Origin of the sequence: Candidatus Palauibacter sp. (assembly GCF_965222475.1) — a bacterium.
Classification (GTDB): Bacteria; Gemmatimonadota; Gemmatimonadetes; order Palauibacterales; family Palauibacteraceae; genus Palauibacter.
In genome coordinates, this window is sequence record NZ_CBDCUB010000004.1 from 240,493 (window position 1) to 262,445 (window position 21,953).

18 protein-coding genes and 1 pseudogene are annotated in these 21,953 nt (G+C 67.9%); 11 read left to right on the forward strand and 8 right to left on the reverse strand.

Going from position 1 to position 21,953, the window contains the following annotated elements; genetic code table 11:
* Nucleotides 1-8 precede the first annotated feature (8 nt).
* The 5 genes and pseudogenes from ACOQPP_RS09775 to ACOQPP_RS09795 all read right to left on the reverse strand — a co-directional run bounded on the left by ACOQPP_RS09775 (nucleotide 9) and on the right by ACOQPP_RS09795 (nucleotide 5,825).
* Complete coding sequence (locus tag ACOQPP_RS09775) at nucleotides 9-1,526, reverse strand: efflux transporter outer membrane subunit (protein WP_420636411.1); 1,518 nt, start codon at nucleotides 1,524-1,526, stop codon at nucleotides 9-11.
* A 9-nt stretch (nucleotides 1,527-1,535) separates the two neighbouring features.
* Complete coding sequence (locus tag ACOQPP_RS09780) at nucleotides 1,536-2,252, reverse strand: TorF family putative porin (RefSeq protein WP_419165409.1); 717 nt, start codon at nucleotides 2,250-2,252, stop codon at nucleotides 1,536-1,538.
* Between the two features lie 50 nt (nucleotides 2,253-2,302).
* Entirely contained in the window at nucleotides 2,303-3,046 is a 744-nt protein-coding gene (locus ACOQPP_RS09785; RefSeq protein WP_419165410.1) for an alpha-E domain-containing protein, read from the reverse strand.
* A gap of 24 nt (nucleotides 3,047-3,070) precedes the next feature.
* Nucleotides 3,071-4,219: pseudogene (locus ACOQPP_RS09790) on the reverse strand (circularly permuted type 2 ATP-grasp protein); the annotation flags it as partial.
* A 196-nt stretch (nucleotides 4,220-4,415) separates the two neighbouring features.
* Nucleotides 4,416-5,825: an ammonium transporter gene (locus ACOQPP_RS09795; protein ID WP_420636412.1), complete on the reverse strand. Its 1,410-nt coding sequence runs from the start codon at nucleotides 5,823-5,825 to the stop codon at nucleotides 4,416-4,418.
* Nucleotides 5,826-6,030: 205 nt separating this feature from the next.
* On the opposite strand from ACOQPP_RS09795, the gene ACOQPP_RS09800 reads away from it, so the two are divergent.
* Nucleotides 6,031-7,086, forward strand: a complete 1,056-nt coding sequence (locus ACOQPP_RS09800; RefSeq protein WP_419165412.1) for a porin — start codon at nucleotides 6,031-6,033, stop codon at nucleotides 7,084-7,086.
* A gap of 66 nt (nucleotides 7,087-7,152) precedes the next feature.
* On the opposite strand, the gene ACOQPP_RS09805 is transcribed toward ACOQPP_RS09800, so the two are convergent.
* Both ACOQPP_RS09805 and ACOQPP_RS09810 read right to left on the reverse strand, forming a co-directional pair.
* Nucleotides 7,153-7,488: an STAS domain-containing protein gene (locus ACOQPP_RS09805; RefSeq protein WP_419165413.1), complete on the reverse strand. Its 336-nt coding sequence runs from the start codon at nucleotides 7,486-7,488 to the stop codon at nucleotides 7,153-7,155.
* Entirely contained in the window at nucleotides 7,485-7,991 is a 507-nt protein-coding gene (locus tag ACOQPP_RS09810) for an ATP-binding protein (protein ID WP_419165414.1), read from the reverse strand. Before ACOQPP_RS09810 ends, ACOQPP_RS09805 begins: the two co-directional genes overlap by 4 nt.
* Before the next feature lie 111 nt (nucleotides 7,992-8,102).
* On the opposite strand from ACOQPP_RS09810, the gene ACOQPP_RS09815 reads away from it, so the two are divergent.
* From ACOQPP_RS09815 to ACOQPP_RS09860, 10 genes are all read left to right on the forward strand, one after another.
* Nucleotides 8,103-9,260, forward strand: coding sequence for a PP2C family protein-serine/threonine phosphatase (locus ACOQPP_RS09815; protein ID WP_419165415.1), 1,158 nt, complete (start codon nucleotides 8,103-8,105; stop codon nucleotides 9,258-9,260).
* Complete coding sequence (locus tag ACOQPP_RS09820; RefSeq protein ID WP_420636413.1) at nucleotides 9,260-10,438, forward strand: ABC transporter substrate-binding protein; 1,179 nt, start codon at nucleotides 9,260-9,262, stop codon at nucleotides 10,436-10,438. Before ACOQPP_RS09815 ends, ACOQPP_RS09820 begins: the two co-directional genes overlap by 1 nt.
* A gap of 16 nt (nucleotides 10,439-10,454) precedes the next feature.
* The gene (locus tag ACOQPP_RS09825) at nucleotides 10,455-12,656 is read left to right on the forward strand and encodes a sensor histidine kinase (RefSeq protein WP_420636414.1); all 2,202 of its coding nucleotides are present in this window, start codon (nucleotides 10,455-10,457) and stop codon (nucleotides 12,654-12,656) included.
* A gap of 28 nt (nucleotides 12,657-12,684) precedes the next feature.
* On the forward strand, nucleotides 12,685-14,343 hold the full coding sequence (locus tag ACOQPP_RS09830; protein WP_419165418.1) for an amidohydrolase family protein: 1,659 nt from the start codon (nucleotides 12,685-12,687) through the stop codon (nucleotides 14,341-14,343).
* 26 nt (nucleotides 14,344-14,369) lie between these two features.
* Nucleotides 14,370-15,014, forward strand: a complete 645-nt coding sequence (locus ACOQPP_RS09835; protein WP_419165419.1) for a DUF305 domain-containing protein — start codon at nucleotides 14,370-14,372, stop codon at nucleotides 15,012-15,014.
* A 32-nt stretch (nucleotides 15,015-15,046) separates the two neighbouring features.
* Entirely contained in the window at nucleotides 15,047-16,897 is a 1,851-nt protein-coding gene (locus ACOQPP_RS09840) for an LVIVD repeat-containing protein (protein ID WP_419165420.1), read from the forward strand.
* A gap of 70 nt (nucleotides 16,898-16,967) precedes the next feature.
* Nucleotides 16,968-19,010, forward strand: coding sequence for a choice-of-anchor B family protein (locus tag ACOQPP_RS09845; protein ID WP_420636415.1), 2,043 nt, complete (start codon nucleotides 16,968-16,970; stop codon nucleotides 19,008-19,010).
* A gap of 79 nt (nucleotides 19,011-19,089) precedes the next feature.
* On the forward strand, nucleotides 19,090-19,704 hold the full coding sequence (locus ACOQPP_RS09850) for a hypothetical protein (protein WP_420636416.1): 615 nt from the start codon (nucleotides 19,090-19,092) through the stop codon (nucleotides 19,702-19,704).
* Nucleotides 19,701-20,165, forward strand: a complete 465-nt coding sequence (locus ACOQPP_RS09855) for a hypothetical protein (RefSeq protein WP_420636417.1) — start codon at nucleotides 19,701-19,703, stop codon at nucleotides 20,163-20,165. Before ACOQPP_RS09850 ends, ACOQPP_RS09855 begins: the two co-directional genes overlap by 4 nt.
* Nucleotides 20,165-20,635, forward strand: a complete 471-nt coding sequence (locus tag ACOQPP_RS09860) for a hypothetical protein (protein ID WP_420636418.1) — start codon at nucleotides 20,165-20,167, stop codon at nucleotides 20,633-20,635. The genes ACOQPP_RS09855 and ACOQPP_RS09860 overlap by 1 nt, the downstream gene beginning before the upstream one ends.
* Nucleotides 20,636-20,672: 37 nt before the next feature.
* Here the strand turns inward: ACOQPP_RS09860 and ACOQPP_RS09865 are convergent, their stop codons facing one another.
* Nucleotides 20,673-21,926, reverse strand: a complete 1,254-nt coding sequence (locus tag ACOQPP_RS09865) for an alpha-hydroxy acid oxidase (protein WP_419165426.1) — start codon at nucleotides 21,924-21,926, stop codon at nucleotides 20,673-20,675.
* Nucleotides 21,927-21,953 lie beyond the last annotated feature (27 nt).

Below are 21,953 nucleotides of genomic sequence, written 5' to 3' on the forward strand. Positions count from 1 at the left end.
TTCGTCGGTCATTTGTTGGCTCCCCCCGCACCCGCCTCGCCGGAAGCCGGGACCATGCGGGGTTCGGCGAGCGGACCCGAGGCGACCCACGCGCCGCCCAGCGCCCTGTGCACGGCGAGCCGCGCCAGCGCGAGATCGCGGCTCGCCCCCGCGAGCGCAGCCTCCACGTTCAGGAGCGTGCGCAGCGCGTCCAGGTAATCCGTATAACCCACGACCCCGGACTCGTACCTCTGGGACTGGAGATCAAGGGACGCCTGAGCTTCCTCGCGCTGAGAGAGGAAGAAGACGTGGCGCCGGTCTTCGTTCTCCAGGCCGGCGAGGGCGGCCTCGACCTCGTTCACGGCCGTCACCACCGTGCGCCCGTAGATCGCCGCGGCCTGGTTGAAGCGGCCCCGGGCGAGTTCGACGTTGTTCCTGCGGCGTCCGCCCTGGAAGATGGGCCCGAGCAGGTTCGCGCCGAGGTTGGTGAACCACTGCTGCACGTTGAACAGGTCCGAACTCTCCGCGCTCGCGAGGCCGATCGAGCCCGACAGCGAGATGGACGGCAGAAGTTCGGCGCGGCGGGCGCCCACGCTGTAGCGGGCCGCATCCAGCCTCTGCCCCGCAGCTCGGACATCGGGCCGCTGGTACAGGAGGTCGGCCGGGATCCCGGCCGGCACGGGCGTCGCCGCCTGCGCGGGCGCGAGAGAATCGGGCAGAATCTCCTCCAGGTCCGCCCGGTATCCGCCCAGCAGCACCGCGAGGCGCCCCTCGGCGCCGGTCAACTGTGTCTCCAGTTGCGGGAGCCCGGCCTGGGTATTCCTCAGATCCTGGCGCACCTGGTAGAGGGTGTAGGAGTCGATCAGGCCGCGGTCGTAACGGGTCGAGGCCAGCGCCTCGCGCTCCAGCAGGACATCCACGGTCTCCCGGGCGAGCGCGGTCTGCCGCCGGAGGCTGACGATATCGAAGTACGTCGCGATCGTCTCGGCCAGGATCCCGATACGCGCCGACTGGAAGTCCGATTCCGAGGCGAGGTACTCCGCCCCCGCCGCGCGCGCGTCGTTCCGGGCCCGCCCCCAGAAGTCGAGTTCGTACGCCAGGTCCGCGCTCACCGAGTAGGTCGTCACCTCCAGGCGCTCCGGCAGCACGAAGCCGGCGATCGTGTCTCCCGCTTCGCCACCCAGCCCGAGGGCCTGGATCTGGGCGCCGATGCCCGCGTCGGTCGGTATGTCCAGATCCTGGACGGACCCGCTCACGCCGACGCTGGGGAAGAAGGCCGCCCTCGCCATGCGCGCCCTGGCCCTGGCCTGCTGCACCCGCGCGACGGCCTCGGCCAGGTCGAAGTTGGAGGAGAGCACGGAATCGACGACCGTGTCGAGGGCCGGATCGCGGAAGGCACGCCACCATTCGAGCGGCTCGTACTCCCCCGTGGCCAGCCTCACGGCGAAGTCCCCGGGCATTTCCGCGACCGGCTCGGGGAGCGACGGCGGGGGCGCGAGCGAGCACGCCGATGCGAACAGGAGCGGGACGATCCGCGGGGCTCTCATCCGTAAAGCTTACGGCGCGATGCTGAAGCCGAACACCAGGTACGCACGGTCCTGGTCCGGATTCAGGATGTAGGCGACACTCACCGGCACTTCGAATGTCTCCGTGATCCGCAGGGCCTTGCTCGCCGTCACGCCCACGTTGATGAGAGCCGCACCCTCCGTGCCGTAGAAGACGCTCTCGCCGCCCACGAAACCCATGTGGAGCGCCACATCGACGGCGCTGACCGTAAACGGAACGCCCGCCTCCACATACAGATCGCCGCCCCCGGTGAGCACCCCACCGAGGAGCGTGACCGGGAACGTCTCCGGGCCCGAGAAGGCGAGCGACGCCTCCAGCGTATGAGCGTCTCCGGCACTGAACCCGGCTTCCGCGTCGGGCGACGGGAAGTAGTAATCGGTGAACCCGAACGACACGGACAGCCCGGACGATGCCGCCACGGTGTAGGTGGCCCAGAGGTCGTTCTCGTTTGCGTCGGCGCCCGAGCGGGAGATGGAGTACGAACCCCACGCCCCGAACTCGAGCCCCCCGGCGCCGAAGGTGATCGCCGGCTGCACGGCCATGGATTCCCCGAAGTCGGCGCCGCGCCAGACGTAGCGGCTGACCACGTCGGCGCCGACCGAGACGGACTGTCCCCAGGCCGGCGAGGCGAAGGCAAGGAGCGCGACGAAGGCGGCGGGGAGCCGAAGACGCCGGATCGGACAACCATGTGAACGGGTCGTGAACACAATTCCCTCCTCTGTAGGACGGTTGGCGCAGCGCGCCCGAGCGAGCCGCCTCAGCGCGAACTCGTCTCCCGGACGATGCGAACCTGAGTACTCAGCACGGACTCCGCGGATCCGCGAAACACACCGCGGGTGGGGGGAACATCCGCGTAGTCCCGACCCAGCGCTACCCGGACGTGTCGTTCGTCACACTGGACATCGTTGGTCGGGTCGAGACCGATCCAACCCCGCCCGGGGAACCACCCCTCGACCCACGCGTGGCTCTCCCCGGTCGTCGCCCCCTCCCCATCGCCGCGATCCGGCCCCAGATATCCGGACACGTAGCGGGTCGGGACGCCCCAACCCCGGAGGATGGAGGCCATCACGTGTGCGTAGTCCTGACAGACCCCCTCGCGGGTCTCGACCTCGTGGAATTCGGTGTCCTCGAGCCAGAGAAAGCCCTGGTTGAGGCATACCCAGACTCGGAGCGGGAGCCGGGGCCGGATCTCGCGCGCGTTCTCCCGCGCCATTGCCCAGCAGGAGATGAGCGAAGCCGGGTTCGTGGAGTCCTCCACCAGCCCTCCGGCGAGCGTATACGCGTCCGCGACAAGGTAGGCCTCCGCCTCGTCGACGTCGGCCGGCGCCTCCGGAGGGGGCTGGCTCAGCGCCCGGTACAGGACGCGCCACCCGATGGCCAGGTCGTCGGCGGCCGTGTCGACCAGGCGCTCCAGCTGATGCTCGAGCAGACGGGCCGTGTTCTCGGTCCGCTCCACGTACCGGCCCAGCCAGTAGAAGTTCGACGCCATGCGGGCTAGCATCGGGCGTTCGTCCCTCGCAACGCGCTACTCACGAAGAATCCAGAGGTCCTTGCAACCTCCGCCCTGGCTGGAGTTCACCACCAGGCTCCCCTTGCGCAGCGCGACGCGGCACAGGCCGCCCGGCACCACATGCTGTCTGTCCCGGCCCTGCAGGACGAATGGCCGGAGGTCGACGTGGCGCGGCTCGAGACGCCCGTCGACGAAACAGCCCGCGCGGGAGAGCGGCAGCACCGGCTGGGAGATGTAGTTGGCCGGGTTCTCTCGAAGCTGCGCGGCGAACTCCTCCCGCTCCGCCGCGGAGGCATGGGGACCCACGAGCATCCCGTACCCCCCCGACCCCCCGACCTCCTTCACGACGAGTTCGTCCAGGTGCTCGAGCGTGTAGGCGAGGCCGTCGGGTTCCCGGCAGAGGTGGGTCTCCACGCTGGCCAGAATCGGATCTTCGTCCAGGAAGTAGCGGATGATGCGGGGGACGTAGGCGTACAGCCCCTTGTCGTCCGCCACCCCCGTCCCCGGGGCGTTGGCGAGCACGAGGTTCCCGGCCCGGTAGGCGTGGAAGAGGCCGGCGGCCCCGAGCACGGAGTCTTCGCGGAAGGTCACCGGGTCCAGGAAATCATCGTCGATGCGTCGGTAGAGCACATCGATCCGCCGCAGACCCGCGGCCGTCCGCGCGTACAGCACCTGGTCGTGCACGACCAGGTCCCGACCCTCGACCAGGTCGACCCCCATTTCTCCGGCCAGGAAGGCGTGCTCGTAGTAGGCCGAGTTGTAGCGGCCCGGCGTCAGCACCGCCATCCGCGGCGTCCCGGAACTCAGGGCGAGCGAGGCGAGCGTCGAGTAGAGCCGCTCCGGATACTCCGCCACTTCCCGCACGCCATACGCGCGATACAGATACGGAAACGCCCACTTCATCGCCGTGCGGCGGGCAAGCATGTAAGAGACGCCCGACGGCACGCGCAGATTGTCCTCCAGAACCGCGAACGTGCCGCCGGTACGCACGATGTCGGTCCCGCACACCGCGACGTAGATGTCGTGCGGCACCTTCATTTCCCGCATCTCGAGCCGGTACGCGGGACAGCCCAGCACGAGGTCGATCGGAACCACGCCGTCCCGAAGCGACTTTCCGTCGTGGTAGACATCGTGCGGGAAGAGGTTGAGGGCGGTGATACGCTGTCCGTGACAAGGCCGTCCCGAGGCGGCGGGCGCGTTCCCGCGGCGTCCCGTCCTCCTGGAACAACTCGTCGTGGAACGACTCAGCCAGCTCGTAGTGGCGGAACGCCCCGGACCCCGCCGCGAGACCGGGGTCCAGGTCGTCGTATCCGCGATCGCTGAACTTTATCGGCGACAAGGACCGATCTCTCCCCGGACGTCAGTCCGCGTCGCGGAAGTCGTCCCCCATGTCCGGGTCCGCCATGAGGATGAACTCGGGATAGGCGTCGATGCCGAGTTCCGCCGCGTCCTGGCCGATCTCCTCGACGCTCCGCGAGACGCGGACGCCCATCAGCTTGTCCAGCACGGTCCAGAGAAGCCACGCCGCCGAGAAGGTGAAGGCGCCTACGCTCACAACGCCGATCAGCTGCGTGACGAAGTCGCCGCCGGCCGCGATGCAGGTCGCCAGCGTGCCCCAGATCCCGGCGAAAAGGTGCGCGGGGACCGCGCCGACCACGTCGTCGATCCTCCGCACCTCCAGCATTTTCAGGCCGAACATGCAGAGGAGGGAGCCGACGGCGCCGATGAGGAGCGCCCACAGGGGGTTGGCGATGTTCGGCCCGGCGGTGATCGCGACCATCCCCGAGATGGCCCCGTTGAGCGTGGCGAACAGGTCGACGCGTCCGAGGATGGGCCGCGAGAGGCAGAGCGCGGTGATGACGCCGGCCGCGGCGGCGAGGTTCGTGTTCACGAGGACGTTGCTCATGGCGACCGCGTCAAAGACGCCGGCGAGGGCTAGCTGGGAGCCGCCGTTGAAGCCGAACCACCCCATCCACAGGATGAAGACGCCCAGCGTGACCGCCGGGATGTTCGACGGAGGCGTCGACTTCACGGAGCCGTCCTTGCGGAACTTGCCCCACCGCGGCCCCACGACCAGCGCGCCGGCGAGAGCGGCCCAGCCGCCCGTCGAGTGCACGATCGTGGACCCGGCGAAGTCGGTGAAGCCCATCGCAGCGAGCCAGCCGCCACCCCACGTCCAGGCACCGACGATGGGGTAGATGATCGCGGTGAGGACGGCCGTGAAGACCAGGAAGGTCCACAGCTTGACGCGCTCGGCCAGCGCCCCGGAGACGATCGAGGCGGTCGTGGCGACGAACACCATCTGGAAGAACCAGTCCGACATCACGGCATAGCCGTTCTCGGCGACGGCACCGGCCACACCCTCGTCACCGCCGAGGAGCGCGACTTCCTCGGCGGACGGGCCGTAGAAGAAGCTCAGGGAGCCGATCACGCTCCCGACATCCACGTACATCAGGTTGTAGCCGATGATGTAGTAGGTGAGGCCCGCGACTGCGTACAGTCCGATGTTCTTCATGCAGATCATCGACGCGCTCTTGGACCGCACCGACCCGGCCTCGAGCATCGTGAAGCCGGCGCACATCCACATCACGAGCACGCCCCAGATGAGGAACGAGAACGTGTTGAGGACGAAGCCGAGGTCGCCGGCGCCGTCCTGCGCCGCCAGAGCGGACGGTACCAGAAGGAAACTCGCGCCCGAGAGGAGCGCGGCGGTCGCTAGGTGTCGTCCCGCGGCGAACCGGCGGGCCCGGCGTGGCTGGTGCGTGCTCACGGGTGCTCCTTCCTCGACAGGTTGAGGTGCTGCCATGATCCCGTTGTGATGATGGAGCCGGAGTGTGTCCTGACGCGTTCTAGGTTGTGTGTCGGATCGGCATCGCGCAACGGGTTCTCGGCCCGCCGGTAGCCTCGCGACCGGAGCCCGTTATCTTCGGGTGGGGCCGGGGTGCACCCGAATCTTCGACGAGAGGCATACCACCATGAGGAAACGCTTCATCGGAGTGGCCGCCGGACTCGGGCTGGGGCTGGCGCTCTGCGTTGTCCAGGCTGCCATGGCCCAGGAGATCCGGGCCCGCGGCGGGTCCGCGGTTACCCTTGGCGCCCGGATCCAGGCCCAGTACGAGGCGTCGAGCTCCGATGACACCCCATCGTCCTTTTTCATCCGGCGGGCGTGGGTCACCATGGACGGAAGGCTCAACGATCTCGTATCGGCGCGCGCCCAGTTCAACATCGATGGGGCGTCGGTGCTCGAGGCCTATCTCGAACTCACCCCGAGCGACGCCCTGCAGGTCCAACTCGGCCAGTTCAAGAAGGGTATGTCGTACTTCTGGCTGGTGCCCAACGCCTGGCTCCCCATCATCGAACGGGACGCGCGGGTCACCGGCGTGGACCACTGTCCCGGCGTCGGCAGCGTCTGTTCCTTCGGTCGCCTGACCGGGGCGCTGGGCCTCGACAACTACGAGCCGGGAATCCTCGCGCAGGGTCGCCTGGGGGAGCGTTTCGGGTACCGCTTCACGCTCACCAACGGCGAGGGCATCGGGAACAAGGACGTGAACGACGGCAAATCGGCATCGGGACAGCTGTCCGTTTTCCCGGCCGGAAACACGCGCGTGTCCGCCTATTTCGCCCTGGACGAGACGCTGAACATGCAGGGCGAGACGATGGGCGTGCCGGCCTACGGCGCGGAGGTGGAGGTCGGCACATGGCTCGATGGCCCGCACCTGATCGCGAACGGCCTGCGGGGTCGCAACTGGAAGCTGAACGACGACGCGAAGTTCTCGGCCTTTCAGTTGATGGCCTTCTGGTACCTGCCCTTCGCGCCGGAGTCCCGGTTCGCGGCGATCGAGCCGATGCTCCGCGTTAGCTGGGTCGATTCCGGGGCCGAGAACCCGGACAAGGTGACGGGAACCGTCATCACGCCCGGCGTCATGGTCTACTTCGTGGGCCGGAACGGAATCTCCACGAACGTGGATTTCTACACTTCCGGCGAGCGTTCCGACTGGTCCCTGAAGGTCCAGGCGTTCGCTTTCTTCTGATCCCGCATTCGGGCGGGCCCGAAAGGAGTGGCGGGCAGCGCCGGGCGTCCAGCCGGCGCCACCGGATTACGCGAAGCTGGCCTGAGCGTCTTCGACCGTGTCGAAGACCTTCGTCAGCCGGACGAAGCCGCTGACCTCCAGAACCTCGAGGATGTTCTCGGGCACCTGGCACAGGGCCAGTCCCCCGCCGGCCTGATTGGTCTTGCGGATGGCGATGAGCAGCGCCCGAAGCCCGGCGCTGGAGATGTAGCGGAGCCCTTCGCAATCCAGCACGAGGTTCGTTGCCCCCCCGTCGATGATGCTCGAGAGCTCACCGTCGAAGTCCTTGGCGTTGCTGGAGTCGACCCGGCCGCTGATCACCCCCACGGCGGTAGCCCCGGAATAGCTGGTCTCAATGTTCATCTGGCGGTTTCCTCTGGTGGTTCCTCTGGTAATTCCTCGGTGTTGGCGGCAGCCAGCGGCTGCGTCAGGGTAAGGCAGTTGAAACCATCCACCCGCTCGTACGCAAGCTTGTCAATAAAAGCCTTCGTCAAGTGAATGCCAAGTCCCCCGATCGGGCGGTCCTCGGCGTCAAGACTCAGATCAGGCTCCGCCGCATCCTCGAGCGGGTTGAAAGGTCGGCCGTTGTCCCGGATGACGACGTCAATCTCGGCATCGTCAACGCGGATGTCCACCGTGATGACCGGAGCTTGCGTCACCCCCTCGAACCCGTACGAGATGACGTTGGTCAGCAGTTCGTCCATCGAGAGCTGGAACTTGAAGATGATGTCCTGCGAGAGCCCGCGTTCGAGACACACGCGTTCGACCTCGTCCGCCACCCGTCTGGGCTCGCTCGGGTCCCGCTTCACGGCTATCCGCAACCTTGTCCGCTCCTTTGTTCGCTGCCCGGTGTCCGGCTCCAACATATTGCGCGCCCGGTCCCGGTTTGTGGAGATTCACGCCTCGCGAATCGACACGGACGATGACGACTCGACTCGGTCCCAGACAAGACCGGCGCTCCCCAAACTGAGATTCTGATGCCGAAGATTCTGGTCGTAGACGACGAACCCGATCTGGAGCTGCTGCTGCGGCAGAAATTCCGGCGCCGGATCCGCAAGGGCGAGTACACCTTGATCTTCGCCCAGAACGGCGTCCAGGCGCTCGAGCAACTCGACCGGCATCCCGATGTGGACATGGTGCTCTCGGACATCAACATGCCCGAGATGGACGGCTTGACCCTCCTCGGCCAACTCGACCAGCTCAACCTCGACATCCGGGCCGTCATCGTCACCGCCTATGGGGACATGAGGAACATTCGGACCGCGATGAACCGGGGCGCGTTCGATTTCGTGACGAAGCCCATCGATTTCGAGGATCTGGATACGACGATCCACAAGACACTCGATCACCTGCAGGTGATGAGGGACGCGCTCCGCTCCCGGGACGAGCTGGTGGCCCTGCGTCAGGAACTCGGGGTCGCGGCGCGAATGCAGGAGACGATCCTTCCGACCGCCTTCCCCACGGACCCCCGTTTCGAGTTGCACGCCTGGATGACCCCCGCCCGCGAGGTCGGGGGCGACTTCTACGATTTCTTCCGGTTGGAAGATGATCGGACCGGGATCGTGATAGCGGACGTTTCCGGCAAGGGCGTCCCTGCCGCCTTCTTCATGATGGTGAGCCGGACGTTGCTGAAAGGGACCGCGATCGGGGAGAGCGACCCGGCGAAGTGTCTCGGCGAGGTCAACGACCTGCTCGTCAAGGAGAATGAAGAGTCGATGTTCGTGACCGCGTTCTACGCGCAGTTCGACCCCGCCTCCGGCCGGGTCGATTTCTCGAACGCCGGCCACAACCTTCCCTTCATCGTCAAGCCGTCGGGAGAGGTCAAGCAGATCGAGTGCGAACCGGGGCTCGTCCTGGGAATCATGCCGACCTTCGACTACCCGAAAGGGTTCGTGCAGCTGGAACCGGGCGACACCTTCTTCTTCTACACGGACGGCATCTCGGAAGCGATGGACGAGGAGGGCAACGAGCTGGGGGAGGGGGAACTCGCAGACGTCCTCGCGGAATGCGGCGGACTGACCGCGTCGGACGTCAACCGCCACGTGGTGCAGACGACCCAGGCCCACGCGGGCGAGGCGCCGCAGTCCGACGACATCACCTGTCTCGCACTCCGGTACCTGGGGGACACCTCCTGATGGCCGGCTGGCGCCTCGCCCCGCACGTCGCCGTCGCGGCGGCGGGCGCCATTCTGCCCGCCGGCGGCTGGGCCGCTCAGGAGGCCGGGGACGGCGTGTTCCCCGATTCCATCGTCTTCGGCCAGTCGGCCGCGCTGAACGGTCCCGCCGGAGAGCTGGGCCGCAACATGAACCTCGGCATCCGGGCCGCGTTCGAGGAAGTGAATCGCCAGGGCGGCGTGCACGGCCGGGGCCTCCGGCTCGTCGTCCGCGACGACGGATACGAACCCGAAGCCGCCGTCGCCAACACGCACGAACTCATCAGGCACGGGGTGTTCGGACTCATCGGCGCCGTCGGCACCCCGACCTCCAACGTCGCGGCGCCCATCGCCAGCGACTCCCTGGTACCGTACATCGGCGCCTTCACGGGCGCCGGCCTGCTGAGGGGCGAGGACCAGAACTACGTCGTCAACCTGCGCGCCTCCTACGACCAGGAAACCGAGGAGATGGTGGACCGACTCGTCGGGGATCTGGGATTCCGGCGGATCGCGGTCTTCTACCAGGACGACAACTACGGGCTGGCGGGGCTCACGGGCGTGCGGAACGCCATTCAGGAGCACCGCATGCAGCTCGTCGGCGAGGCCGCGTACATGCGGAACACGCGGGCCGTGAAGCGGGGACTCCTCGACATCCGGGCCGGCGACCCGGAGGCCGTCATCATCATCGGGGCCTACGCGCCCGTGGCGCACTTCATCAGATGGGCCCGGAAGATCGGGCTCGACGCGGTGTTCGTGAACATCTCCTTCGTCGGCAGCAACGCCCTCCTCAACGAACTGGGGCGTCAGGGAGATGGGGTCGTCGTGACGCAGGTCGTGCCCTTCCCCCTCGATACCGGCGTGCCGGCCGTGGCACGGTACCAGGCCGCCCTGCGCGCCGTGGACTCATCGGCTCAACCGGGGTTCGTGTCGCTCGAGGGTTACCTGGCCGGACGCCTCGTCGTCGAGACGCTGGCGGCAGGCGACCCCGGGACCCGGCCCACGCGGGAGTCCTTCCTTCGCACCCTGGTGGAATCGGGCCCGCTCGACCTCGGCGGATTCGTCGTCGAGTACGGGGAGGGCGACAACCAGGGCTCGGATCTCGTCTTCCTGACCGTGATTCGGGGGAGTGAGTTCGTCCCCGTGACCCGGCTTTCCCGCTGAAGACGCGGCGCGCCCGATGACCACCGGTGACGACCGCATCTACCGCGCCTTCGAATGGATCCTGACCCGGATCCCGGGCGGACTCGGCGAGCGGGCTCGAAAGGCGACGGGCGGTCGTTTCGGGATCGGGAGCCAGATCGTCGTCGGGCTGGGCGGCGGCGTACTCCTCACGATCGGCGCCATCCTCCTCGCCCTCGTGCTGATGAGCATCGTGCAGCGCGGGCAGAGCGAGGTCGCGGACGAACAGATCCCGGCATTGGTCGCCGGCCACCAGGTGACCAAGCACAGCGAGGCGCTCGTGCGGGCGTCGCCGCAGCTTCTGGCCGCCGCCGACCCGGCGGCTCTGGAGGAGGTCGGGGCCGGCGTGCTGCTTGAACAGGACAGCCTCCAGCTCTGGGTCCGGCAGGTTGCGAGCGAGGCCGGAGCGGACGAGGGGGTCGAGGATCTCGCCGAGGATCTGGTCGCGAGCATCAACCAGATCCACGAGTCGGTCGGGAACCGGATGACCTACCAGGCGCAACTCGGGGAGATGCAGGCCACCGTCGAGGCGTCGGGTCTGCGGCTGCGATCGAGGCTCGAGGAGGCGATCGACGACCAGTATTTCTTCATGCACACCGGACTGCGTGAGCTGGAGGACGTTCCGGCTCCCGTCTCACGGCGCCAGGCGCTCGACGAAATCGAGCAACTTACGGGCCTCCTCAGCTTCAAGGCGTCCGAGAACGAGGCGACGACGCTGATCCAGCAGGCGTTCACGCAGACGGACGCGGCGCTGCTGCGCGCCAATCGCGAACGCGTGGAGACGGCGCTGAGCGATGTCCAGGAGTCGCTCCCGGAGATCCGCCCCCCGCTGAGGGACACGCTGGCTATCGAGGTGAGCGCCCTCGAGGAGCTGTGGGGAGGCCCCACCGGCATCTTCCAGACGCGGCGGCGCGAACTGGAGGAGATCGGCCGCGCGCAGGAGCTGCTGACGCGCAACCGGCTGACGACCGCGGAACTCGACATCGGGGTCGCAGCGCTCATGGAGCGCGTCCAGATGACCGCCCGGGAGGCGGCCAATCGCTCCCAGTTCCTCGTGCGGCTGGGGTTCTGGTTCCTGCTCGGCGTGATCCTGCTGACCGTCGGCGCGGCTCGCATCGCCTGGAAGGCGTTCGGCCAACCCCTCATCCTGCGCCTGAGCAGCCTGTTCGAAACCACCCGGCGCATGTCCGAGGGCGACCTCGAGGCAAAGGTGCGGATCGAGGGCAACGACGAGGTGGGCGACATGGCGGGGGCGCTGGAGGTCTTCCGCCAGCACGCCCTCGAGGTGCAGCGGCTCAATCTGGTGGAGAAGCTCGCCAGGGAAGTCCAGGCCAAGAACGATGCCCTCGAGGAGACGCTCGAACGGCTCCGTCGCACGCAGCAGCAGGTCGTCATGCAGGAAAAGCTCGCGTCGCTGGGGGCGCTCACGGCGGGGATCGCACACGAGATCCGCAATCCGCTCAACTTCGTGAACAACTTCGCCGTCCTCTCACGGGAGCTGATCGAGGAGCTGAAGGAGGAGGTTGCCGAGTCGGTCGGCGAGAACGGTGAACTGGACCGGGAGCTGGTGGACGAGATTCTCGGCGACCTCGACATGAACGTGAGCAAGGTTCGGGAGCACGGCGGCCGCGCCGACCGCATCGTCGAGGGTATGCTGGCCCACTCGCGAGATGAGGCGGGGCGGGCCGAGCCCATCGACGTCAACCAGGTCGTCGATGAGTACGCGAAGCTCGCCTACCACGGCCTCCGCGGCACCGATTCCGCCTTCAACGTCACGCTGGTTCGGGAATTCGATGAGAACGCGGGGGAGATTACGGGGATCTCGCGCGACCTCAGTCGCGTCTTCCTGAACATCGTGACCAACGCGTGTCACGCCACGGCGGCCCGGCGAGAGGAAGCCGACGCTTCCTATTCGCCCACCGTTCTGCTCAGGACCGAGGACCGCGGGGACGAGGTGATCGTGACGATACGCGACAACGGAACCGGGATCCCCGATTCCATCATCCGGAAGATATTTGAACCTTTCTTCACGACGAAGTCCGGTACGCAGGGGACGGGCCTCGGACTGTCGATCTCCCGCGATATCGTCGTCGGGCATGGCGGCGAACTCGAAGTCGAGAGCGAAGCGGGAGAATTCACCGAGTTCCGGATAAGACTGCCCCGGGAAAGCAACATCGCCGAGGTGACGGCGACTTCCTGACCCCCGGGGGCCAACCGATGGAGAGATCATGAGGACCACTTGGAAATGCCGGAGCTCCCTCTTCGCCGCGGCGATCCTCCTGCTGGCGGGACCGGGGTTCGCCCTGCACGCCCAGGACGACGAGCGTCCCGAAACGACGCCTCGCGGCGCTGACGAAGGCGACGGACCGTACGACCGTCTGATCCTGCGAGGGGTCACGGTGATCGACGGTACCGGAGCGCCGCCGCAGGGTCCGGTCGACATCGTCATCGAGGGCGACCGCATCGCATCCGTGCGCAGCGTCGGGTTCCCGGGGCTGGACATCAATGAGGATCGCCGCCCCGACGTCGAGGTCGAAGACCGGCCGGACGCGAACGTGCACGAGATCGACCTGTCCGGGCACTACGTCATGCCGGGGTTTATCGACATGCACGCGCACACCGGCGGCGTGCCCAAGGCGCCCCAGCCCGAGTACGTGTACAAGCTCTGGATGGGGCACGGGATCACGACCTCCCGGGGCGTCGGCCACGGGCCGATGATGTGGGCGCTGGAAGAGAAGGCGAAGGCCGCCCGTAACGAGATCGTCGCCCCGCGCATGTACACCTACGTGCGACCCGGCGAAGCCTGGGATGAGGGGCCGGTGGATTCTGCGGAGAAGGCGCGGGAATGGGTGCGGTGGGCCGCGGCACAGGAGGTCGAGGGTCAGAAGATCGACGGCCTGAAGCTGGGCTCCTACGACCCCCCGATCATGGAGGCGCTCATCGACGAGGCGCACCAGCACGGGCTCGGCACCGTGGCCCACCTCGGCCAGATGGGGGTGGGGCGGATGACCGCGCTCGACGCGGCGGAGGTCGGACTGGACATGATGACGCACTACTACGGGCTGTTCGAGTCGATGCTGTCGGACTACAGCATCCAGGACTGGCCGCTCGACTACAACTACCAGAACGAGCAGCACCGCTTCGGCGGCGTGGCCCGGCTCTGGGATCAGATCGGCGGTCCGGGCTCCGAGAGCTGGAACGCGCTCCAGGAGCGCTTTCTCGAACTCGGGTTCGGACTCGACCCGACGATGACGATCTACGAGGCGAGCCGCGACGTGATGCGCGCCCGCAACGCGGACTGGCACGAGGAGTACACGCTCCCCAGCCAGATGGACTTCTACCAGCCCAGCCGCGCGGCGCACGGCTCGTACTGGTTCTACTGGACCTCGGAGGACGAGGTCGCGTGGCGGAACTTCTACAAGGTGTGGATGGAGTTCCTGAACGAGTACAAGAACCGCGGCGGACGGGTGACGACGGGCTCGGACTCGGGCTTCATCTACAAGCTGTACGGCTTCGACTACATCCGGGAGTTCGAGCTGCTGCGCGAGGCGGGCTTCCACCCCGTCGAGGTCATCCGTTCCGCCACGCTGTACGGGGCACAGGAACTGAACGACCCGAAGGGACTCCCGCCCGAGTTCGGCCTCATCCGACCCGGCCTGAAAGCCGACTTCGTCGTCGTCGAGGAGAACCCGCTCGAGAATCTGAAGGTCCTGTACGGGACCGGCGCGGTGAAGCTGAACGACGAGACCGGCGAGGTGGAGCGGGTCGGCGGCATCAAGTTCACGATCAAGGACGGGATCGTCTACGACGCGAAGCAGCTGCTGGCCGATGTGCGCGAGATGGTGCGCGCGGCCAGGGCCGAACTCGCCACGCAGGACGACAGTTAACGGTCCGCCGGGTGGAGGGCTCCGGAATGAAGTTCAGGCACGGGATCGGGGTCCTGCTCCTTGCGCTCGCGGCGTGCCGTTCCGCCGCGAGCGACGGCGAGGTGCGGACGGTCCAGCCCGGCGCCCCCGGCGAGGCCTCGCGCGTCCTCAGCGTCGCGGAAGCCGCAGCGCTCGAGCACGTCACGCACACGCCGGCGGACGTGCGCTTCATGCAGGGGATGATTCCGCATCACGCCCAGGCGCTGGAGATGGCCGCCCTGATCCCGGAGCGGACGGATCACGAGGGTTTGCACCTGCTGGGGCTCCGGATCGAGATCTCCCAGCGAGACGAGATCGCCTGGATGACGCGCTGGCTCGAACGGAGGGGGGAGGCGGCCCCCATGATGGGCGCCGGGCACGCGCACGGGCTCGGCGAGGGCGAACTCATGCCGGGCATGCTGTCGCGCGCGGAGATGACCGCGCTCGCCGCGGCCCGCGGCTCCGGGTTCGACCGGCTCTTCCTGGAAGGAATGATCAAGCATCATGCGGGCGCGCTGACCATGGTGGCCGAGTTGTTCGGGAGTCCGGGCGGAGGTCAGGAGACCGAGATTTTTCGGTTCGCGGCTGATGTGGACGCGGACCAGGACATGGAGATCCTGCGCATGCGCGACATGTTGAACAGGATCCCCTGACCATTCATTGGCGTTTCACGGGAGGTAGGAAGATGTCACGCAGAGAGATCTTGATGGCGCCGCGGCGGATCGGCCTGGCGGCGCTCCCGTCGGCTCTGGCGTTCGCCTGGGTGGCGAGCGTGGAGGCCCTCGCGGCTCAGGACCCGCCGCCGCCGCCCCCGGAGGCCGTCTGGGAATGGGATCCCGACGACCCCCGCATCGGGCTCGCCCCGGGCCTGCACGATGCCGGCATGGCGATCGGCAACCTCGAGCGGCTGATCAGCCTCCCGAAGCCCGATCCCTTCCTCACCGACGAGGCCGGCGGACGCGGCCCGACGAACTCGGACCTGGCTTTCCAGGACAACTTCGTCTTCCAGGGCAGCTACTGGGGTTTCCAGGTGTTCGACGCCTCGGATCCCGCGCAACCCGAACTCGTCGTCGCGGTCGTGTGCCCCGGCGGGCAGGGTGACGTCAGCGTACACGAGAACCTCCTCTTCATGTCGGTCCAGCAGACGTCGGCGCGACTCGACTGCGGCACGGAAGGGGTACAGGACAGCGTCAGCACCGTACGCCTTCAGGGGATCCGGATCTTCGACATCTCCGACATCGGGAATCCGCGGCAGGTGAAGACCGTGCAGACGTGCCGCGGTTCCCACACGCACACGCTGGTCACCGATCCGAACGACGACTCACACGTCTACATCTACGTCTCGGGCACGGGCCGCGTGCGTTCGGGCACTGAACTCGAGGGCTGCTCCGGCCTGCCGGCGGAGGAGGACGAGCGCACGGCGCTGTTCAGGATCGAAATCATCGAGGTGCCGGTGGACGCGCCGGAGAACGCCGAAGTCGTGAACATGCCGCGCATCTTCGCGGATCCCGAGACGGGGGAAATCGCGGGCCTGTGGGCGGGAGGCGACCACGGCGAAGGCACGCAGTCGTCACGTCTCACGAACCAGTGCCACGACATCACGGTGCGCTCCGATCTGGGCCTCGCCGCCGGGGCCTGCTCGGGGAACGGCATCCTGCTGGACATCTCCGACCCCGAGAATCCGGTGCGCATCGACCAGGTGGTCGATCCGAACTTCGCCTACTGGCACTCGGCCACCTTCAACAACGACGGGACCGCGATCGTCTTCACGGACGAATGGGGAGGCGGCGGAGCCCCCCGGTGCCGCGGCTCCGACCCGGAGACGTGGGGCGCGAACGCGATCTTCACGATCCGCGACCGCAAGATGGAACTGGCGGGCTACTACAAGCTGCCGGTGCCGCAGACGGAGCAGGAGAACTGCGTCGCCCACAACGGCTCCATGATCCCGGTGCCGGGCCGCGACATCATGGTGCAGGGGTGGTACCAGGGCGGCCTCTCGATCTTCGATTTCACCGACCCGGCGAATCCGTTCGAGATCGCCTACTTCGACCGCGGTCCGCTCGACGCCGTAGAGATGCTGAGCGGCGGCTACTGGTCGGCCTACTGGCACAACGGATCGATCTACGGCGCCGAGATCGCGCGTGGCGTGGACGTGTTCCAGCTGGCGGCGAGCGAGCACCTCTCACAGGCCGAGGTCGACGCGGCGATGTCGGTGATGGTCGGCGACTCCAACGTGCAGAACCAGGAAGTCTATGCCTGGCCCGCCAGCTTCGCGGTGGCACGCTCCTACCTCATCCAGATGCAGCGCGGCAACGGGATCCAGGTCGAGCGCGGAGAGCGCGTCGCGGCGCTGCTCGACCAGGCCGAGAGCCAGTCGGGCACGGAGCGCGGCGCCACGCTCGACGAACTGAACGCGGTGGCCGACGAACTCGACGTGGACGCGCGACGCGCCGCCAACGCCCAGGGGCCGGGAGATGCCCGGCGTCTGGCGCTCCTCGCCGACGCGATCCGCGACCTGACGGCTTCGCTGCGCTGACCTCCATCTCTCGCGGGAAGCTCCGGGGGTCGCACGCGGCCCCCGGGGCAGTGTCATACCTTCAGTAACCATGCTCTCGAAACGACCCGTCCGGATCCTCGCATCGGGCCTCGCCCTCCTGGCCGTGCTCTCGTGCGGAGACAACCCGACCGATCCGGTGACTCCACCCGACCCCCCGGAGCCGCCGCGACCCGCTTCGATTTCGATCAGTCCGGCCACCGTGGAGTTGTCGGCGCTCGGCGAGACGGTCCGCCTCACGGCGGAGATCCGCGACCAGTTCGGAAGCCCCTTCCAAGGTGCGCAGGTGACGTGGTCCTCCAGCGACACCGCCGTCGCCACGGTGGACGCGGGCGGGCTCGTCACCGCCGTTGCCAACGGCGAGGCCGCCGTCACCGCCACGTCGGACGAGGCGAACGCGACGGTGCAGGTTTCCGTCCGTCAGTTCGCCGCCTCGGTCGCCGTTTCTCCCGAAACGTTGAGTCTGGCGGCTCTCGGCGACACCGCCCGACTCGTAGCAATGCTTCGCGACACCGGCGGCAACGACGTCCCGGGGGCAGAGGTTGCATGGTCTACGAGCGACCCCACCATCGCCACGGTGGATGCGACCGGGCTCGTCACGGCCATTGCCAACGGCGAGACGCGTGTTACGGCCACCTCCGGCGAGGTCGACGGGACCATCCCCGTGTCTGTTCGCCAATCCGCCGCCTCTCTGGCCGTCTCGCCGGATCCGCTGACGCTCGCGGCCCCCGGGGACACGACGCGGCTCTCGGCCACTGTGCGCGACGCCGGGGGCAGCCTGATCGAGAGCCCGGGAGTGGCTTGGTCCTCCAGCGATGCCACCATCGTCGCAGTCGACGGGACGGGTCTCGTCACCGCAGCCGGGAAAGGCGAAGCGACCGTGACCGCCACGTCCGGCGAGGCCGGCGGAACCGTCGCGGTCTCCGTCCGTCAGTCCGCCCGCGCGGTGAGGTGCGTGGATGGCAGAGCCGATAGCTACCCCTGTGAGGGCGTGGATCTTGTGGGCCAGGTGTCCCCCAGTGGACTCCGGCCCGGCCGGCCCGCCGACGATCTGAACGACGTATGGGGCTGGACGGATCCCCTCACCGGAACGGAGTACGCGCTCGTGGGGCGGAACGACGGACTGTCGATCGTCGATCTTTCCGATCCGTCGGATCCGCGGCCCGTCGCCTTCCTCTCTTCCTCAACGGCTCCGAGTCTCTGGCGCGATGTGAAGGTGTACGCGGATCACGCCTATATCGTGGCCGACGCCGCGAGGGGGCATGGCGTTCACATCCTCGACCTCACCCGGCTGCGGGGCCTCGACGAGTTCACCGAACTCCGGCGGGACGCGCGTTACACCCGGGTGAGTTCCGTCCACAACATCGCCATCAACGAGGAGACGGGGTTCGCCTACCTGGTCGGGAGTGCGGACGGCGGGGAAACCTGCGGGGGCGGCCTGCACATGGTCGACGTCTCGAACCCGACGGCGCCCAGGTTCGCGGGTTGTCACGCCGCCGCCGGCACCGGCTTCCGTGGTACCGGCTACACGCACGATGTCCAGTGCGTCGTCTACCGCGGTCCGGACGCGACGTACGCGGGACGTGAGATCTGCGTCGGGTCGAACGAAACCCACGTGGTCGTGTCGGACGTTACCGACAAGTCGAATCCGAAGACGCTTTCCACGGGCGCGTATCCACGCGTCGGGTACGCCCACCAGGGCTGGCTCGACGAAGCACACCGCTTCTTCTACCAGAACGACGAACTCGACGAGTACTACAACATGGTCCCGGCAGCCCGCACGCTGGTCTGGGACCTGGCGGATCTCGAGGATCCCGTCCTCGTCCGAGAGCACTACGGGCCCAACAGCGCCACCGACCACAACCTCTACGTCCGCGGCAACCTCATCTATCACTCGAACTACAACTTCGGGATCAGGATCCTCGACATCTCCATCAGGGACAATCCTGTGGAACTCGGCTTCTTCGACACGGTGCCGGAAACTGACAGCTCGGAGCTCTGGGGCTCGTGGTCGAACTACCCGTACTTCGAGAGCGGCATCCTGGTCGTCACCAGCATGCGTGAGGGTCTGTTCGTGCTGCGCCTCCAGCGTTAGCGGCCCACTGACGAGTCGTCGCGGGTGGGGCCTGTGGCTCCTGTGGGTCGTTGCGAGCGCCATCGGCGGCGCGGTGGGCGTGATTCCGGCGCGGGTGGTGGGAACGGCGATGGGCGAGGCCGTACTCGGGGCCGTCGCCGCAGGTGGGGTGCTGGGTGCGATCGCGACGGGGCAGTGGCTCGTTCTGCGGCGGCGGTCGCCCTGGGCCGACTGGTGGGTGCCGGCGACCCTTGCTGCCGGACTCGTCGGCGGCGCCATCGCCCTGGGTGTGCTGGATCTCCTCTCCGCAAACGGGCGCGAGGCCCTGGGGGGGATCGTGGGGAGCCTCGCGGGCCTGAGCGCGTTCGGGATTGTCCAATGGCTGATTCTGCGGCGCGTCACCCAGGCCGGCTGGTGGACGCTGGCAAGCGTCGTGGGCCTCGTCGCGGCGGGGCCGCTCGGCGTGGGCGTGCTCGGCTTTCTCGTCGGAGACGGCGCCGGCTTCGGGGCCGTGTACGGGGCGATCACGGGCGCACGGTTCGTCACCGCCAACCGCCGGCGCCCGGCCACCGCTCCGGGAGCCCGAGCGCGCCCAGGGCAAGGGCCGAGGGAACCCAGGCACGGGGGTCGCCGTATCATGGCGAGAACCGCCGCGCCGGGAGGCCGGCCGCCACCGCCTCAACCCCGACGCGAGCCCGAGACCAGCCAGGCATGAAGCACGACGCCCCGACCGATTCGACCTCTTTTGCCGGCGGACTTACCCGGGGCATTGTCCCCGGCGGCACCTTCCTCGCGGACTTCCTCTACCCGGCCCCCGCGGAGCGTCGGGTCGGGGCGATCATCCGCTGGTGGGAGAAGCGCCGCCTCCCCTACAACCTCGTCGTCGGCGTAACCGGACTCGTGACGATGACGTTCGGCATGGTGGTCTCGGCGGTGGTGGCCGGACTTCAACCGATCGACATGTTCCGCGGGGCCATTTGGTGGGCCGTGATGGCAAACCTGTGCTATTCGCTGGGTCCCGTGGCCGAGATCGCGCTCGAGAAGATGTTCGGCGGACGCCTCCTCCCCGCCGGTCCCCTCCTCTTCCGCGCGGGCGTGACCCTCGCCGTTGGCGTCACCCTGCTCCCCATCCTCCTGTTCATGATCGGAACCGTCGCGATGATTCTGGGCTTGTGATGGAGCGCGAAACCACGACCGATTTCGCTCTGCCATCCGGCCCCTCGTCCGGGGGCATCGTCCCCGGAGGCACCGCGCTCGGTGATTTCCTCTATCCGGCTCCTGCCAGGCGTCGCGTCGGGGCGATCATCGGCTGGTGGGAGAAGCGCCGTCTGCCCTACAACCTGACCATCGGCGGAACCGGGTTCGTGACGGTGACCATCGGTTCGCTGATCATGGGCCTGAACGGCGATTTCGAGCCCCTGTTCTGGGTCCGCTCCGGCATATTCTGGCTGGTCGCGGCGAACGTATCCTACACGCTGGGCCCCATAGCCGAGATCGCACTCCAGAAGCTCTTCGGCCGCAAACTCTTCCCCGCCGGCCCCCTGCTCTTCCGGGCCGCCGTGACCGTCGCGGTTGGCGTCACGCTGCTCCCCATCATCTTCATCGCGCTGGGGTACCTCGCGATGAGTCTTGGCATCGGCCCCTGAAGCAGTCGTTTCACGTTCCCGCGGGAACGTTCTCTCGTCAGTCGACGCCGATGGAGTGGGGGCCGATGTCGGCGAGGGACGGGGTACCGACCGCACCCATCGTGATGCGCAGTTCCTCGATCAGGATCTCGAGCACGCGCTCGACGCCGGTCTGGCCGAAGGCGCCGAGCCCCCACAGATAGGGACGCCCGATCGCGACCGCGGTAGCCCCGCGCGCGATGCCCTTGAAGATGTCCGTCCCGCGGCGGAAGCCCCCGTCGACGATGATCGGGATCTCGCCCGCTACCGCTTCGACGACTTCCGGGAGCGCGTCGATCGTCGCGCGCCCGCTCCCCTCCGCGCGGCCGCCGTGGTTCGAGACCCAGATCCCGTCCACGCCGTGTTCGAGCGCGAGTTCCGCGTCCTCGCGCGTGACGAGGCCCTTGACGACGATCCGCTGGTCGGTGATGTCGCGCAGACGGTGGACGTAGTCCCACGTCATCGTCGGCCCGCCACTGTCCGGCGGACCCTGGGGCAGCCCTTCGTACATCGGCTTCACGGGGTCCGCCCGCCCCCCGCTCCGGTGGCAGCTGTCGCAGTTGCGATCGTCGATCCGCCCGTAGCGCTGTAGGGTGAGGCGGTTGCTCCCGCCGAGGAGGTCGACGGTAAGCACGATCACGGGGCAGCCGGCCTCGCGGACCCGTTCGATGAGGGCGACGGTGGCCGTCCAGTAGCGGGGCGCGTAGAGCTGATACCACACGGGTTCGCCCCTCGCCTCGTTCACCGCCTCGACCCCCGTCGAACTGACGGATGAGAGCGTCTGCAGGTGGTTGCGGGCCGCCGCGGCCCGAGCCGTGGCCAGTTCGCCGTCGCGGTGGAAGGCGCCCTGGCTCCCCGCCGGCGCGATCATGAGCGGCGTCGGCCACTCGCGGCCGAAGATCGACACGCGCATGTCGATGTTCGAGACGTCCACCAGGCGGCGCGCGCGGAGGTAGATTCGCTCCAGCGAGGCCCGGTTGTTCGCCTGCGTCCCCTCCCCGTCGACGCCCGTCTTGATATAGCCCCAGTGCGCCGTGGGCACCGTCTGCGCGGCGACCTTCTCGAGGTCGAACACATCGAGCGCCTCCTGCGCCGACGCGACGAGGTCGTCGAGCGACCGGGACGGCGCCTCCTGCGCGAGCGCGCGACCGATGAGGCTCAGGTCGCCGCAGGCCCCCAGCGCCCCCAGGAGCGGGCTTGCCGCGAGCCAGCGGAGGAGGTCACGGCGGTGAACGGCTCTCGATTCCGGGCTCGATTCCAGGGTGTCCTGCATGCCGGCGCTCCTCGCGAAGGGTCCATC